Raw genomic sequence first — 16,417 nt, 5'->3', positions numbered from 1 at the left:
CGCAATGACCGGGCGTAATAGATAATCACGCCCTTTCGGGAGGGTTTCAAAATTTAAACTGGCTTGTCCTGGGATTACATTGCGCTCTCTAATGGGGCGGGAAAAAAATTTCCCAATGAGTCTCGGATAATAAAACCGACAATTTTCAACAGTTCGAAGCCGTTGATGTCATCGAACATCAATACCTGCCCATCAGGTTCATAAATCCGGTTCCAGATACCATTCTGTTCACGGGAAACAACGGATAAGCAAATATCATTAATTTCATGCCGGTTGGATTTTCCTAATGCGCTGATGGATTCCACCAAATAAGGGAGCACTTCTTCAAAGCCCTCTATCCCATCATCACTTTTAGCTGTCACGATCTTTTTCATCAGCAGCCCAAGTGCCGGAATAGCCGGCGCTAAAGCCACCGCTAAATCCTGTTGCTGAAAAGCGTTTAATTTACCACTGCGATATTTTTTGCCATCAATTTCAAATTCCATGATCACTTATCCTCAAGCTCATTCAAACTACCGCAGCATAAGTCCGATGTTGAAAATGCGGACAAATGCTCCGGTAGATTTGACGGTGATTTAAATGGTTGTGAAGTAAGCTGGTTAGAATGTGCCTAACATGATGTCGATTTTTCCACAATCAAATACCCAAGCAACGGTATTACCAGCTTTGCTATTCTGCAAATCAGGCTGTTTCTGAAAAGCGACGGAACGTGCAACAGCAATGTCGTTACTTTGCTTATTTCGAATAACAATCACGTTATTGCCCCATGCTGCTGATGAAAGTGATTGCGTACTGAGCATCGCATTCAGTTTAGCATTTACCGGACTGGTCTTAAGTAAATTAACCGTAATGGTTCCAGACTTGGTTGCATGCAATGAATGCATGACTTCTCCGTCTGCGCCAGTGGTCATGGTGTTTTTACTCTCCGACATGGTGACTGTAATCCCCTCATCCGAGAGCGCGGCACCGTTACCAAGATCAAAAGAGCCGCCAACTCCGGTAATAGAAGCGGAAACATCAAGAAAAGAATATGTAGCCATTTTCAACCCTTATCTGTTTACATTAATAATGACATCAGCGTAGTGAACAGCGCCTGCTAATTTGATTGCACACTGAATAACCGGCGCTTTTCGAGCTTCCCGATCAGCCTGGGCCTGCGTTGCAATTGGCGGTGCGTAGACGTAGTAACCTTTGGTTAATGTTGCACCCGTATCCAGCGCACCAATCGGATCGCCGCCCCATACACCATGAGCGATTAATCCATTTGTCGCCGCTTGAGCCAGTGACTGCTCAACATTGGTAATTAGCCGTGTCACACCTTCATCAGTCTGTGGGATCTTGCTAGTACTGGTGTAAAGCAGGTTATAAAGATTATTCTGAACGTAGTTCTGCAACCAATCCAGACCGTGGCGCTCATCAATGAAATCCCCATTCGCCATGACACCTTCCTGAATAATGGCCGTATCGTTGTTGTATTTAACAAAAACGTTGCCATTTTTCTTTTTCAACGCATTGGCTTGCGTTGCCGTGAGGTTTTCTGCGGTTACAGCGGGTTCCTGTTTAAATTTCAAGGTTATGGTGGTGTTATTGCCGTTGAAATTGACGGTAAACATACGGCCCAACAGCGAAGCAACCGTGTAGGATTTACCGGTTGAATATTGCCAAAGTGTGCGTTGATAGTTCCTCCCTTTCAATTTTGTACCAATGTCGGTCTTAACGTCAGCATCCAATACGTCTGCTTTTTGCACTGTATGCCCATAGATACGGGAAACAGATGCGGATTCAATGTAATCAGCAACAGAGAGAATATCTTCATCCGTCAGAGAGTCATCAGCGATAACCAACCCATACCAGCCACTGGATACCGATCCCAATGCTGCCACCGCCTCGGCAATGGTTTCTGCTTTGGTAGATTCGATAGCAGTAGCACCCGATATTTCGTCCAGCTTTAATAAATCACCAATATAAGTTCCCGTCGTTGCCGGTGAAACATAGCCAACCGCCCCTACAGAATTCGACATAATAGCGAAACGCGAAGAAGAACTATCATATGTGACTGAACAATCTTTTAACTTATCCACTATCCGTTGGGCCACGCCATTAAGATTGGTCTCTTTACTCAAATCGATGCCGTTGTATACCGTTTCTTTACCGTTAATCGTCAACTTAAAAGAACCCTCGGTGACGGCAGTAAATTTGCTAATAATTTGCTGCTGTTTAGTCAATACTGCCCCTTGTAAAGAGGAGACCACATTGTCCTTAGCCCACCGACCAATATATAAATCAACCGGACGGGGTGACTGGGAATAATAAAGCGCCGCGGCCTGATATTCTGGTGAAGTCAGTCCAAAATCAGCACCGACACCATCGATATCCGAATACCGGCGTAAACGTTCTTGAGGGTTGATCACGTTGCTTGCGCCAATGATCAGTAACGCACCAAAGTTCCGGGATTGAGCCGCATGAGGAGCCATATTCAACGTGACATTGATAATGTTTGAAACAGGTAAACCCTGCATAATTTAATCTCCTAAGAATTTGACAGGCGCTTCCACCAGTGATTTAACACCGTATTCACGCACCACTTTTCGCCGCAAGGTGATCGTCATGTCATAACGACGCACCCTCTGGTTATTGATAAGTTCCGGTAACGAAGTCAGCCGGCTGAGTTTGTCGACTGAAAGACCGAAACGTTCCAATTCGTCATTGTTCTGACTGACCGCCACTCCATCACGAAAACGGGCGCCGTACCGCTGGCTGTTCGGGCCATAAAAGGAAATCAAGCACACAATCTCCTCATGACGCCATAACTTGGTTCCTTCATCAGTCTGGTTCTCAAAAACCGGCGAGGCATCCGCAATAAAATCCGTTATGTCAAAATCACACCCGTCATCATCTGCCGGTAACTGGGGCAGTTGTGCTGATGTCCATCGAGAACGCACTTTATCGTCAGGCAAACCAGAAACACCTCCCAGCCAACGACTCAGTATGTGCTCCAGCTCATCATCGTACTCAGGCCCAGACGTGACAGGTGTTAACCAACCCGCTTTATCACTACCGTTGCTCATCAAAAATACCTCCATCAAACAGCAATAACTCACCCTGTGCTTGGGTAAACCAAGCCCTGCATTGAGGACTAGTTCTTATGGAAACTTAGTTCTCAACACCGAGTTATGATTGATTTAATAGGGATACCGACCGCGAAAAAGGTAAAAAATATGCGTAAGCGATTCGCGACGGCAAATACGAAAAAGGCCGCAACACAGTGCGGCCTTCGACAATAATGATTTAAATTTTCACTTATTTATCAGAGTACAATAGAAGATACTTAAGGTTCACTCGTACTAAATAGAGTTCATTGGATAACAGGAATTTTTTAAACCGAATTTAATGGCTTAAATCCTAATTTCCCTCATTACCTGCAATATCCGAATGAAAAAAGCCCCGATATTTCTATATTTCATTTCTATCGGGGCTTATTCGCAACTTTAACTAATTAGTACACTACCATAGCTTTTTGCGTACGCGCAAGCTTTTTATGTTTTTGTACTTCATCATCCATTTCTAACTTAATATCAAGCATAGCCAAACATCCCTGAACAAAACTTTCTCCCTTTTGCAACCGGGAACGGACTTCAATATCAGGTACTTTAATTAAACGCGCGATGGATCGTTTGGAAAGCCTTAAAGCGTAGTACATAAATAAAACTTCAATTTCTTCAGATTTATCTACCGTCTGCAACTTTGCGATACAAGCATCAATGATCAAGCCATCGTTATCACAGCATGAAGGACGTAATGAACGAGTTGACGCAATCAGACCTTTAAATCCAGCAGCGATCGGTGGCCAATTAACACCAGTGGCATCATCAACCCAACCGCCCCAACACTCTAAAACTTGTTGAATATTGCGCATATATTTTGACCTTAACTTTTAGTAACAAATAGTAGTAAAAATTATTTTCATGATGGTCTCATGCATCCATGCATTTGGCATTATAACAAATTTCCCATTCTCTATTTTTGTGTTTCTCTGTTACGTAACTACATCGTTTAAATACATCTGTTTACTTAGTCTATTAAATACAAATAGTAAATAACCCCTATTCTTGACCAAGCTTAGTTTCAGAGGAAAACACATAAATATCGTTATTAATACGGATGACCATAAAGTGCTCTTCTTCCTCATCTACGTATTTATTATACAAATTTATAATCTTCATTTAATCCTCTAATGTACCTTCCTTTAAAACGCTTAGCACCTAAAGCAACACGCATGTTCTTTATTATTTATCAAAAGTTTTCAAGCAACATAACACCCCCTTTTTATTATGAGATGAAAAATTCATTAAATAAAAAATAGCACAGATTTTTTATCTCATGGATATTTGAGTGTAAAAAATATTTTTGATCGACGTTGAAATCCGTCATAAAATGCCGATTAAGAATGGTGTCAACACCTATGCCGAAGACACTGAAATCGGCCTGTTTACAAGGTGATGGACAACGAAACTGGTGCAAATGTGAGATCGCAACAACCCTATTCGCAATATCGCCAGCAGATCAAGCAAAACATTTAAGATATCCACAGAATTAATGTTGCTAACGATAAATTACCGATTATCAGGTAAATATCTACGTGAAAAGTTTTAACACTGTCAGATATATCCGCTTCTAACCAATGTGATTTTTAAACTCACACTCTTCAGTAGATAGTTAGCAAAAATATTCTTCTGAGCCGAAATTGCTTTTATCTGATACACTTTTACAACATCAATATCTTCTGCTATTTCCTACTCACCCTATCCCATCTTATTTTCAGCTCTCGCCAGACGAATAGATGGATACACACCTATAGCAAATATTTTTTCATGTCTGGAAAACAGATATCCCAAACGCTAATATTTTTTTCTGTCAGTTTTTACCAGCGAAAATAAATCCGTATTATCTAAAAATTTGCCGTCCTATATTTATAGCTACATGGTTTTATTTCGACCAGCCTAACAGTAAATTTAACCATGCCATGAATTCAGAAACTCGTTTTAGCGGGAAATTGTACTGGAAAATAGCAGAATTAACTGGATATATAAACAGCATCATCTACTATCAAGCAAGAAAAAAGCCGTTATCTTCTGAAAAGATAACGGCTTCTTATTTGATTTGGTGCCGGCTACCGGAATCGAACTGGTGACCTACTGATTACAAGTCAGTTGCTCTACCAACTGAGCTAAGCCGGCGTGTTTCAGGGCTAGCCCCCGAAAGCGAGCGCAGTATATTACAACCCATTGCAAACAATCAAGCATAAATAATAGATGATTTAAAAATATCACCAAAACACTCATCATTAGTGACATGCTCAACGACATACCATGGCTTGAAAGCCCATTAATGCAAGACTACTGCCTCGAATCCACTGAATTGCTGTAGTTTCTTATCAAAATACAGCCGATGAGCGAGTTATTTTCAACATCAAAAAAACTGGTCATTTACTGACAAATCAGAAATAACAACAAAATGTTTTATTATCTTTGCTACCTATTAGAAAATAGCCACTGGTCGTAAAATAGCCTGATCGTCTGGCAGAAGTGGAAGATAAAATATCCAAAATAACCTGTCTCCAAACAATATAAGGATCGGTTAACATGTTAAAAAACAAATACTCAAAATACGGTAGAACACAAGGCGACAAAATATATTTTCAAGGCGTAAGCGCAATCAAATTGAGCTTGTTTTTTATAAGCCAAAGGCAAGCCATAACAGCTTTCTTATCATTGTCAGAACCACAATATTCCCACTCTTTTTTAAATTATTACCATAGGGAAATAGTTGACTGCTATAAATGCAATGTGCTATTTAAATTAGACGCAAATCAAAAAAACTAAATCAGGCATGCGCTAATATTAGGTATAAATCAGATCGTTTCTATAGGTTATTATAACTCAAAATCATTAATTATGAGGTAAATTATGTTGGGCAAAAATAACTTAATTGCACACCAAGTCTTATTTACCTTCAAGGATGGAATAAGCTGGGATAGTGAAAAGGCTATATTAGCAGAGAAGGTGACTTTAAATCATATAAATGAGATAAGTGAAATAAAAGGATGGTTTTGTGGTCGCAGTACGGTAGACAGAAAGCAATCAGTTGACTTTAGTTTAATTGGTTACTTTGAAAGTTACGAAGACCTGGACATATACATGCATCATCCCGATCATATAAAAGGCGTGGTACTATGGAAAGAAATAAGTACATGGACAGTCTCGGATATTATTATCGATATAAATAAGTTGATAAATTTCACTCAGTTAATAGGAAAGTCGTATGGAATTTGACGAAAACCTACATAAAAGTGTCGTCGTTATCGCTGATAGTCTGCCACTTGGGTTAGCCATGAATGCACTGAGCGTCATTAGTGTTTCAATTGGTAGAAATATCAACGGGATTGTAGGACACGATGTCTTTAGTAAAGATAGCATTTGTTATCCCGGTGTCATTAAAACGCCTTTGCCTGTTTTGAAAGCTAGTCATGATGTACTGGCCGCTATTCATAATGAATTAAAATCTAACGATAATTTTAAATTGAGTCCTTTTTCCTGTTTAGCGCAATCATGCAGAACATATGAGGAATACGAAGGAAAATTATCTGCTGAACATTCGGATGAATTGAAGTTATCTGGAATTGGCATAGTTGGACCAAAGAAAGATATCAATAAAATCACTGGCAACTTACCACTTTATAAATAACCAGGTAATATATATGTATTCCATTTTTAGAAATGAACTTCATGAATTAGGTATGAAATACCTTACCGAGTTAAAAAAATATCTGTCTGGCGAGATAAATATCTCCGCATTGGAAAAAATACAATACGAAAAATTAAAAGAAATCATAAATTATACGAAAAATGGGTCAGCTTTCTATCAAGATCGTCTAGACGCAATAAACCCAAATGATGATGAAAATTTATCCTCATTGATTGAAAAACTTCCCTTTACTACAAAATCAGATCTAAGTAAGGCGGGAAACACGATATCTTCAGATAGCCTAAATAACGCTTGGATATATTATGAAACCACAGGGACGACTGGGCCATCAACACCTTGTCCTCGCAATGAAATAGACTCTTTAGTTAATAACAGTTTTCTGACTCTGCAATATGAGTCTATTTTCAATCAAGAAGGCAAACAACACATTATTGGCGTGATGGGTCCAACGGAATTGCACTCCACTGGAGATACATTTGAAGATGTATTTCGCAGTTTAGGGCATACCGTTATCAAAATGTGGCCTCGTTCGCCCGTTGTTGGTATGCACAGAGTACTCAGGCTGATACAAGACCTCAAAATAACCGCCTTAGTTTGCACACCTGCGGTCGCCGCTGAGTTGCTAAAATATTGTCGGAACAATGCATGTGATGCAAAAGAATTAGGTATCGAGATCATTTTGGTGCTTGGCGAACTTATTACCCCCAATAGATTAAGAAACTTATCTCGGAATTGGGGCGCTAAAATTTACAACTGTATGTATGCCTCACAAGAAACGTCAATTCTGGCGGCTTGTGACAATACCAATAAGCTTATTACTATTCCATACAACAATTATTACGAACTCATTTGCCCTTTTACTCAGCAAAAACTCAATGTTGGCGATAATCACGTTGCTGGTGAATTAGTGATTACCCATTTATATAAAGGGAATAAACCTCTGATTCGATACAAAACAGGGGATATGGTTCGGTGTAAAGCAATAGGCTTAAATCAATGGGAAATAGAACCCATCGGCCGGGTAAAAGATGTATTAGTATTAAACAATGCCAATGTGTATGCTTTTGATATTGAAAATGCCATCTTTGAAGAACTCGAATATTGTTTTGAATACTTTATTGAAATCAACAACACAGCCGGTACAGATGAGCTCAAGATCACTTTAGAGCCGAGTGACGAATTAAATGATGCGTCACTCATTAGTAAGATAAAGCAAAAAATGGAATCCAAATTCAATATGAATGTCGACATCCATGTAGGAGATGTCGGTGGACTTATTGGAACCGCAGCAATGGTAAGTTGGAAAGCAGCACGGATCCATGATCTGAGAGATGATACCAACAATATTGAGCGAAATTCGGCTTTAGAGATCATGAACAAGAGGGCCACTAAATGACAAACAATATCGTTAGCCCGGTTAATAAAGATTGGATCGTATTTCTAGACGGGGAATATCTCAATTTTAGCAATGCGACCTTTCTTGCCAATACACAAGCGTTAAATTATGGCACCGGTACATTTGAGGGAATCCGGGCTTATTGGGATCAAGACAATAACCAACTTAATCTATTTAGAGTGCATGAGCACTATGAACGGTTAATTCAATCAGCTAAAACATTAAAAATTGAATTGCCCTATACCAGTCAGGAGTTAACCGATATTACTAAAAATATCATCATTAAAAATGGTTTCAAACAAGATATTTATATCAGGCCATTAGCGCTTAAAAAGTCGTTAATGCCGGGTGAGAAATTTGGCGTTAAGCTAAGTGGTGTAAATTCAACCCTCTGTATTAACGCTTTACCTATGGGGGCTTATGCCAAAAAAGCAGCGTTTAAATGTCTTATTTCAAAATGGCGACGTGTATCAAATGCGGCAATTCCATCATCTGCCAAAATTACCGGCACTTATGTTAATTCCGCACTTGCTCATGAAGATGCCAAAGAAAACGGATTTGATGATGCTATCATGCTGAATGAACAAGGCATGTGCGCAGAAGCAAGTACATCAAATGTTTTTATTGTAAAAGATAATTGCGTTATTACACCATCGCTTAGCGCGGGCATTCTTAATGGAATAACCAGACAATCTGTTTTCGATATTTGTAAATTCCGCAATATTCCCTGTATTGAGTCAGAAATTCAACAAAAGGATCTCTATGAAGCAGATGGCTGTTTTTTAACAGGCACTGGCCTTGAAATATCAATTGTGTCACAAATAGACAATGTGTCATATATACAAAAAGAAGATTCTATAGCCAATGTTATTGCCAAAGATTATCAAGAAATAATCAGAGGTAGAATAGATAAATTCTCACATTGGTTAAATCCGGTTTATTAGTGTAATTCCAGGAGAGACATCATGGAATGTGTTTTTTTTAGTTTCTACAAAGATACATTTGATGTTCTAAATATTGCTACCTTAGGCCCGTCAGGCACAAGTAGCGAACAATCCGCTATTCGTTTTGGTGAATTTGCTATTAAAAATAAAGTCGCCAAAAGCTACCAGGTTGTTTTATGTAATACTTACGAAGAAGCAAGTAATCAAATTATTTTAAATAACTGTCAGGCATTGGTGGTCGCCAATGCTTATTACAATATCAGTGAATTTTATATGGATAACAGGTTTAACTTGTCATCCGCATTTTTAAATTACACGCCTAATTATGGTATCGCTATTCGTGATGAATTAACTACAGATAATATCGTCATTGCAACCCATCCGGCACCAAAGGCTTTAATCCCAGAGTTGTTGCCTGATAATCTAAGAATTGCAGATATCATTTTTAAAGATTCAACCAGTTCAGCCGCAAAAGCTGTTGCTAATTCAGAGGTAGATGCCGCACTCACGACAGAAGTGGCAGCAAAATTACACAATTTAAAATTTATTTCTCATATTCGGCCAATTCAAATGCTTTGGTCAGTATTTACAGCCGCATAAAAGCTAACGTTGCTTTAAAATAGGCAAATATATATACCCTATGGATTTCAAGATGCATCGAGACGGCAAGGGAGTGAATCCGGGAGCATAGCAAACTATGGTGACCGGGGTGAGCGAGTGCAGCCAACAAAGAGGCAACTTGAAAGATAACGGGTATAGACTTATTCAAAAATATACAGAGGTTATTATGTCTTTACTTACTCTACACACCATTACTACCACACCTGAAAAAAGTAAAAAATTACTTCAAAGTTCTATTAATGATTTCGGCTGGATACCTAACCAAAGTGGTTATATGTCAGAATCTCCTTCATTATTAGCCGCTTACCAACGAGCACACGACCTATTTATTGATAGTTCACTGAATGAAGAGGAAAAAGCTGTGGTGTGGATTACAACCGGAATAGAAAATGGTTGTAATTATACGGTTCAAGCACACGCCTATATTGCAATTCATAATGGCGTGGACAAAAAAACGGTTAAGGCATTGATTGAAAAAACCAACGATCTTTCCCCACGATTATTGGCACTGCGTGAATTTACCATAGAAGTCATTTATTGCCGGGGACAATTGAAAAGAGATGCTATTGATCTATTCTTAAACCGTGGTTTTAGCAAACAGAATATGTTAGATGTCGTGTTAGGTGTTTCTCAAAAGAATATGTCGACAATTCTCAATAGCATTGCTGGAACTGAGATTGATGATAAATTCAAGCTGGATGATCTATACCCTATGGATTTCAAGATGCATCGCGACAGCAAGGGAGCGAATCCCCGGAAGCATAGATAACGATGTGACCGGGGTGAGCGAGTGCAGCCAACAAAGAGGCAACTTGAAAGATGACGGGTATATAACTGATATTGAAAGGCATCAACATGCTTTATGTCGATAAAGAAACCGTTGCGCGTTATTTGACGATGGAACTTAGTCTTAAGCTAAGTGAAATAGCATTTAAATTGCAATCGGAAAGAAAAGTAGAACAACCTTTGCGCAATATTGTTAAAGGTGAAGATGGCTTAATGGGCACCATGCCGATTTATATTAAGGAGGGGCCATACAAAGGATTTGGGTTAAAGTCGGTGGTAGTGAGGTTTCAAAGCAACAGCGATAAACCTTCACACATCGGTAGCGTGCTAGTTTACGACGAGCCAGGTGTTTCAGGGATTGCCGCGGTGGATGCCGGCGCTATCACAGAAATCCGCACCGCCGCCGCTTCTGCTTATGCAACTCATCTTCTTGCCGCAAAGGATGCTAGCCGGTTAGCGATACTTGGCACTGGTTTACAAGCAAAAGCACATTTGCAAGCCATGTTATATGTACGCCCGATTAGAGAAGTCACTTTATGGGGTCGCAATGCAGAAAGATGCCGAGAATTTGCTATATGGTGTGATAAAACGCTCAATCTTCCCATTTCGATCAAAGCCTCACCGGCAGAGGCTGTACTCAATAGTGACATCATTTGCACAACCACGGCATCGCGTGACCCTATACTCAATAGAAAAGAGCTACCGGTTAAATGTCATGTCAATGCCATTGGCGCTTCGGCACTGGGATTCCAGGAACTCAGCGAAGATATGTATAGCAATACAACCCTATTTACTGATTCCAATGAATCGGTACTTGCCGCCTCTCAATCTGTTATTAAGGCAAGGGAGAAAGGTATTCTTAGTGGGTCAGACATTGGGATAGAAATTGGTACCGTTTCTCAATCTCATTCCAATTTGTGCGATCAGGGTGTGACTATCTTTCAATCCGTTGGTTTGGCCGTTCAAGATATGGTATTTTCTCGGGAAGTCATTCGACAACTAATAAAAATGTCTTAATTATTTTGGATGAAAATATGCCAAACTTAAGACGTTCAGCATTAGAAAAATGTCGTTATTGTCTATACCCAATGGATTTCAAGATGCATCGCGACGGCAAGGGAGCGAATCCCCGGGAGCATAGGTAACTATGTGACCGGGGTGAGTGAGTGCAGCCAACAAAGAGGCAACTTGAAAGATGACGGGTATATACTAAAGAGTCCTATTTGTCACTTGCATACGCAAGTGACATTTTTATGTTCTGTTACTTCAAAGTGTTATTTTGAGAGGAAAGATATGCTAGAAGTGTCACAAATAGTAACCTATACAGCGGCACTGACTGTTGCTGCGGCGATACCAGGCCCAGGAATGGCAGCATTGGTTGCCAGAAGTGTGAGTAATGGCGCGTTAGCGGGATTTAGTGTGTTGTTTGGCCTGATTATTGGTGATCTCACTTATTTGTCCTTTGCTGTTTTTGGCTTGTCCATTATCGCGAGCAGCTTTGACACTTTATTCGTTGTGGTGAGGTGGGGTGCCGCCTTATATTTGGGTTATTTGGCGTGGCAGTTTTGGTTTGCCGATCATCAATCCATTGGCGAAGACCAACCCATTAAGAAAAAGGAGTTGGCTGCGGCCTGGTTATCTGGCCTCACTCTAACGTTAAGCAACCCTAAAACCATTGCCTTCTATCTCGCTCTATTACCTTTGGTAATTAACATGGAATCTATCTCGTTGCAAAACTGGGGGCTCATGTTAGTACCACTGACGGTTTTTGTCTTATTCAGCGTAGGCGCGGTATTTATTCTCGGTGCTCTCAGTATTCGACATCTGTTATCAAGCCAACGGGCACAACGGATTTTATTTAAAGGTGCGGCTATCATTATGTTCGTAACCGCTGTAACTATGCTGTTCAAAGGCGATTAAAAAAGTTTAATTTCTTACTATTTCCACGGTTTTATTGAACAAGAATCCGCCCTGGAAAACCATTCTTGCCAATAAATCGTGGATACACCATAAATTAAAGACATAACTCGTCCCCGGAAACCATCGCACACACTTACTCATTGGAAATTGATAGATTTCAGATCAATCAGGCTGTGGACTTTCATCCCCCATCATTTGTTGCTCAATAGATGAATGGTCACCTTATGTCCATGAAAATGGATTGATTATTATCTAAATGGCATATGGAAATGAAAAAACCCCATGCAAGAAGATGCATAGGGTCATTATTTGGCGGAAGGATAGAGATTCGAACTCTAGGATGGTTTCCCATCGGCGGTTTTCAAGACCGCTGCCTTCGACCGCTCGGCCATCCTTCCATGGCGCGAGATTATGCGCCTAACATGATAATATGTCTAGTCTCTATCGTAAAAATTCTGTGATTTTTTTACTATTCGCTCAATCCTCAATCTATAATATCCTTTTCAGCCCTGATCCTGCTAAAATTAGCCTAAATAGATCGAATCACAAGATTCACCAATTTAACGAGCTCGCTAAACAGCCAAGCAATTATTAAGGCTTTTACTCAACGAATGTATAACAAACAATTTTCTATTAATTCATCGACCATAAACCGTTACTACGGTCTGTTCATTATTCTGCTTTTTGTTTCCCTGTTTTTATACAGCTATAACTACTTCAATGCCTGGCTAATGGGGAAAAAATATGCGCTAAATAGTGTCGCAACCAAAATAGTATTACAGATAGAAGATTATCGTTACCACGCTAATTCTATCTTTAAACAAGCCAATAGCTCATCTTTTAAACCACCAGAACTCGTCACACCGATGAAGCTACGACCTGATGTTTACTGGCTTGAGAATAGTTATCAAACTATCGACACGATTATTTTTGGTCACCACAACACTGCAAGTGTAGAGTTGGCACAGCGCCTTTCCAACTATATGGAGATTTTGTGGGGCACCCGCAATGAATACAACTCCATGTACTACCTGAATGGTAAAGATAACAGTCTGTTTCTGATAACCACTCACTCTATTCTTAAACCAGAATTGAGGTTTAAAGAAAGTTATCTAACACTGACTGCCGAATCAAAACGTTCAGAAATGCTGATGCAATCCACCGCGTTAGATGAACGGGAAAATATTTCATCAATCCGTAAGTTAAATGGCGAAAATATCCATTTTTATACTTATCGGGCGACGTTCAATTCACCGGGTCAATTGGCAACAGTTATCGCTTTTGATTTGCCTATTTGTCATCTTCTTCCTATGGATATGGCAGCGGCCAACTTCAGTCTATTGTTGGATGACGAGCAACCCCCTAATGAAATTAATAAAGTCAATATTTCACAAAATGGTTTCTGGCTCGAATTTTCCCAATCGCTTAAAGGTACGCAATACAAACTGCTGTATCGGATATCACTCAAAGATTTGCTAATCGATTTGTTATACAGAAACATCTGGTTGTTACTGGCTGATTCAGTATTTATTATCCTGTCCTTAGGTGGGCTTATTTACATTCGTAGAAAATATATCGCGCCAAATGCCCTGATGAGTCACCAGCTACAAATCAAGGATGCGTTAAGTCACGATATTATCTCCAATATTCCGATTGGCTTATTGATTTATGATTTCTCAGTAAATCAGATAATTATGTGCAATAATATCGCCGATCATCTGTTGCCGAATGTCGATTTAAATAAAATTAAGATGATGGCAAAGCAACATCATGGTGTCATCCAAACCTCAATTGATGATTCAGTCTATGAAATTAACATGTACAGCATTCGCCTGTTGCCAGAAACTTATCTGTTTTTACTGCAAGATAAAGATCAGGAAGCATTAATTAGCCGGCGTCTACAACTTGCCCATTTGGAACACGATAAGAGTGTACAAGCTCGGCGTTTTATGTTGACCAACATTCGTTCTGAATTACAACAACCAATAAAGGAATTAGATCATATCGCTTACCAACTGAAACAAATTCTTATAGAAGAAAATAGTGTTCGTATCGTCGATAATTTATTAACTAAATCTGAATATATATCCGACTGGATCGAGAATATTTCATTACTCAATGAATTAGAATCAGGTGAATGGCAAGCAAAAAATGAATCATTTTCATTATCAGTCATTTTAGAAGATATTATTAAAAAAGTGTTTCCTAAGATGAATAATAAAGGATTGAATTATTATTATCATTGTAATATTAATCCTGAATCACTATTTATTGGCGATAATACTGCCATCAGTAAGATCGTCCTGATGTTAGTCAATTATGCAATCACGCTCACATCTTATGGCAAAATATCTCTCATCGTTAATTATTCTCAGGAATACAAAGAACAAATTCAAATCGAAATTATAGATACAGGAACCGGACTTAATTCAACAGATTTAACAAACTTGAATTATCCATTTTTAAGCAAAGCCACAGGTGATAAATATCAATCCAATTCAGGACTGACCTTTTATCTATGTAACCAATTATGTAGAAAATTAAATGGTCATTTTACTATAAACAGCAAACCCAGCCTGGGTACGCGCTATGCTATCAGTCTGCCCTTAATAATCGGCCAAGACCAATGCCCGCCGCTCCTGGAAGACATTACTGCCTTGCTGGATATCAGCAATACGGAGATCCGTAAGATCGTGCAAAATCATCTGCATCATTATGGCGCTGTTTACTTCGATAAAAAGCCAGAAAATATGGATCGAGAATACGATATCATGTTGACGGATAAACCCTACGATTCGGCAAAATCGACTATATTACTGGTTGATAATCTGGCCAGCTTTGAGCAGATAAAACCTGACTATATTCGATGTAACTACAATCTGAGTGAAGCGGTTATCAATGCCATTTCGTTATTAATTGAGAGAAGTTTCAGTTTTAACGAATTCACTGCAAATTTAGAAATGTCAGCATTTAACGATGAAAGCAGCGATTACGATTTTGGCAATGTTATAAATAGTTATCAAAAACAGCTAACTGATAGCGATTACCGACAATTATTTGTCGAGACAGTACCGATAGATATTAATAAGCTGTATACTGATATAGAACAATATGATCTGATATCGCTTTCGCAAACAGCACATCGCCTGAAAGGCGTCTTTGCTATGTTAGACCTAGAACTCCTCAAACTTTCTTGCGAAACACTGGAACAACACATAACAGACAGTAATGAAATAGAGATTAAGAATAGCATTGGCCGTATTGAATCCTTCACCAAAAGGCTATTGCAGCAGGGTAACTAATAAGATGAATAACCTTAACGTCATTATTGCTGATGACCATCCGATTGTCCTGTTTGGCATCCGCAAATCACTTGAGCGGCTTGAATGGATCAACGTCGTCGCTGAGTCTGAAGACTCGACCACATTGATCAACAATCTGTCCTGTATTAAAGCAAACGTACTGATCACGGATCTGTCCATGCCTGGGGACATATACGGCGATGGGATCAATTTGATTAAATACATCAAACGCCATTATCCCAGGCTATCCATCATTGTTCTAACCATGAACAATAATCCAGCAATTTTAAGTGCTGTACTCGAACTTGATATTGAAGGCATTGTCTTAAAACAAGGAGCACCAACAGATTTACCTGATGTATTAACGGCCCTGAAACAAGGGGAAAAATTTATGCCAGAAAGCGTTTCTGAACTGTTGAAAAAAGTGACGAAAACCCCCTATGGCGATAAACCGTTATCACAAAAAGAGAGTGAAGTTATACGTCTATTTGCCCAAGGCTTTTTGGTAACAGACATTGCCAAAAAACTTAAACGCAGTGTCAAGACTATCAGCAGTCAGAAAAAATCGGCTATGGTAAAACTGGGGGTAAATAACGATATTGCATTACTCAATTATCTTGCTTCTGTCACTATCGGTACGAACAATCACGTTCAGTAAATATCGTTCGTTATTTTAACCTGAA

The 16,417-nt window shown here is 39.3% G+C and carries 15 protein-coding genes and 2 tRNA genes; 10 read left to right on the top strand and 7 right to left on the bottom strand.

Annotated features, from left to right (window positions below; all coding sequences use genetic code 11):
* Positions 1-74 precede the first annotated feature (74 nt).
* The 6 genes from AACQ83_RS10760 to AACQ83_RS10735 form a co-directional block, all read right to left on the bottom strand.
* Positions 75-485 (bottom strand): phage tail assembly chaperone, encoded by a 411-nt coding sequence (locus AACQ83_RS10760; protein WP_112877517.1) that lies wholly within the window; start codon positions 483-485, stop codon positions 75-77.
* A 114-nt stretch (positions 486-599) separates the two neighbouring features.
* Positions 600-1,040 (bottom strand): DUF3277 family protein, encoded by a 441-nt coding sequence (locus AACQ83_RS10755; protein WP_112877519.1) that lies wholly within the window; start codon positions 1,038-1,040, stop codon positions 600-602.
* Positions 1,041-1,049: 9 nt separating this feature from the next.
* The gene (locus AACQ83_RS10750; RefSeq protein WP_112877521.1) at positions 1,050-2,519 is read right to left on the bottom strand and encodes a DUF3383 domain-containing protein; all 1,470 of its coding nucleotides are present in this window, start codon (positions 2,517-2,519) and stop codon (positions 1,050-1,052) included.
* A gap of 3 nt (positions 2,520-2,522) precedes the next feature.
* Positions 2,523-3,071: a phage neck terminator protein gene (locus AACQ83_RS10745; protein WP_445260528.1), complete on the bottom strand. Its 549-nt coding sequence runs from the start codon at positions 3,069-3,071 to the stop codon at positions 2,523-2,525.
* Between the two features lie 425 nt (positions 3,072-3,496).
* Complete coding sequence (locus AACQ83_RS10740) at positions 3,497-3,916, bottom strand: antiterminator Q family protein (RefSeq protein ID WP_112877524.1); 420 nt, start codon at positions 3,914-3,916, stop codon at positions 3,497-3,499.
* A gap of 1,245 nt (positions 3,917-5,161) precedes the next feature.
* A tRNA-Thr gene (locus AACQ83_RS10735) sits at positions 5,162-5,237 on the bottom strand.
* A 729-nt stretch (positions 5,238-5,966) separates the two neighbouring features.
* Between AACQ83_RS10735 and AACQ83_RS10730 the strand changes: the two genes are divergently transcribed.
* The 8 genes from AACQ83_RS10730 to AACQ83_RS10695 all read left to right on the top strand — a co-directional run bounded on the left by AACQ83_RS10730 (position 5,967) and on the right by AACQ83_RS10695 (position 12,432).
* Positions 5,967-6,332: a Dabb family protein gene (locus tag AACQ83_RS10730; RefSeq protein ID WP_112877528.1), complete on the top strand. Its 366-nt coding sequence runs from the start codon at positions 5,967-5,969 to the stop codon at positions 6,330-6,332.
* Positions 6,322-6,744, top strand: a complete 423-nt coding sequence (locus tag AACQ83_RS10725; RefSeq protein ID WP_112877530.1) for a DUF2000 domain-containing protein — start codon at positions 6,322-6,324, stop codon at positions 6,742-6,744. The genes AACQ83_RS10730 and AACQ83_RS10725 overlap by 11 nt, the downstream gene beginning before the upstream one ends.
* A 13-nt stretch (positions 6,745-6,757) precedes the next feature.
* Complete coding sequence (locus tag AACQ83_RS10720) at positions 6,758-8,161, top strand: phenylacetate--CoA ligase family protein (protein WP_112877532.1); 1,404 nt, start codon at positions 6,758-6,760, stop codon at positions 8,159-8,161.
* Positions 8,158-9,105: a branched-chain amino acid transaminase gene (locus AACQ83_RS10715; RefSeq protein WP_112877534.1), complete on the top strand. Its 948-nt coding sequence runs from the start codon at positions 8,158-8,160 to the stop codon at positions 9,103-9,105. Before AACQ83_RS10720 ends, AACQ83_RS10715 begins: the two co-directional genes overlap by 4 nt.
* Positions 9,106-9,126: 21 nt before the next feature.
* Positions 9,127-9,705, top strand: a complete 579-nt coding sequence (locus AACQ83_RS10710; RefSeq protein WP_112877536.1) for a prephenate decarboxylase — start codon at positions 9,127-9,129, stop codon at positions 9,703-9,705.
* A 139-nt stretch (positions 9,706-9,844) separates the two neighbouring features.
* Complete coding sequence (locus AACQ83_RS10705; RefSeq protein WP_240000769.1) at positions 9,845-10,495, top strand: carboxymuconolactone decarboxylase family protein; 651 nt, start codon at positions 9,845-9,847, stop codon at positions 10,493-10,495.
* An 86-nt stretch (positions 10,496-10,581) separates the two neighbouring features.
* Positions 10,582-11,529, top strand: coding sequence for an ornithine cyclodeaminase family protein (locus tag AACQ83_RS10700; RefSeq protein WP_192881009.1), 948 nt, complete (start codon positions 10,582-10,584; stop codon positions 11,527-11,529).
* A gap of 276 nt (positions 11,530-11,805) precedes the next feature.
* The gene (locus AACQ83_RS10695; RefSeq protein WP_112877540.1) at positions 11,806-12,432 is read left to right on the top strand and encodes a LysE family translocator; all 627 of its coding nucleotides are present in this window, start codon (positions 11,806-11,808) and stop codon (positions 12,430-12,432) included.
* A 310-nt stretch (positions 12,433-12,742) separates the two neighbouring features.
* On the opposite strand, the gene AACQ83_RS10690 is transcribed toward AACQ83_RS10695, so the two are convergent.
* Positions 12,743-12,830 (bottom strand) — tRNA-Ser (locus AACQ83_RS10690).
* A 213-nt stretch (positions 12,831-13,043) separates the two neighbouring features.
* Between AACQ83_RS10690 and rcsD the strand changes: the two genes are divergently transcribed.
* Positions 13,044-15,734: a phosphotransferase RcsD gene (gene rcsD / locus AACQ83_RS10685; RefSeq protein WP_112877542.1), complete on the top strand. Its 2,691-nt coding sequence runs from the start codon at positions 13,044-13,046 to the stop codon at positions 15,732-15,734.
* A gap of 4 nt (positions 15,735-15,738) precedes the next feature.
* A complete protein-coding gene (gene rcsB / locus AACQ83_RS10680; RefSeq protein WP_112877544.1) occupies positions 15,739-16,392 on the top strand; it encodes a response regulator transcription factor RcsB in 654 nt (217 codons plus the stop codon).
* Positions 16,393-16,417 lie beyond the last annotated feature (25 nt).

The sequence above is a fragment of the Photorhabdus sp. S10-54 genome (assembly GCF_963878145.1).
Classification (GTDB): domain Bacteria; phylum Pseudomonadota; class Gammaproteobacteria; order Enterobacterales; family Enterobacteriaceae; genus Photorhabdus; species Photorhabdus kayaii.
The sequence above is the reverse complement of the archived record's forward strand: the minus strand, read 5'-3'. Positions and strand labels throughout refer to the sequence as shown.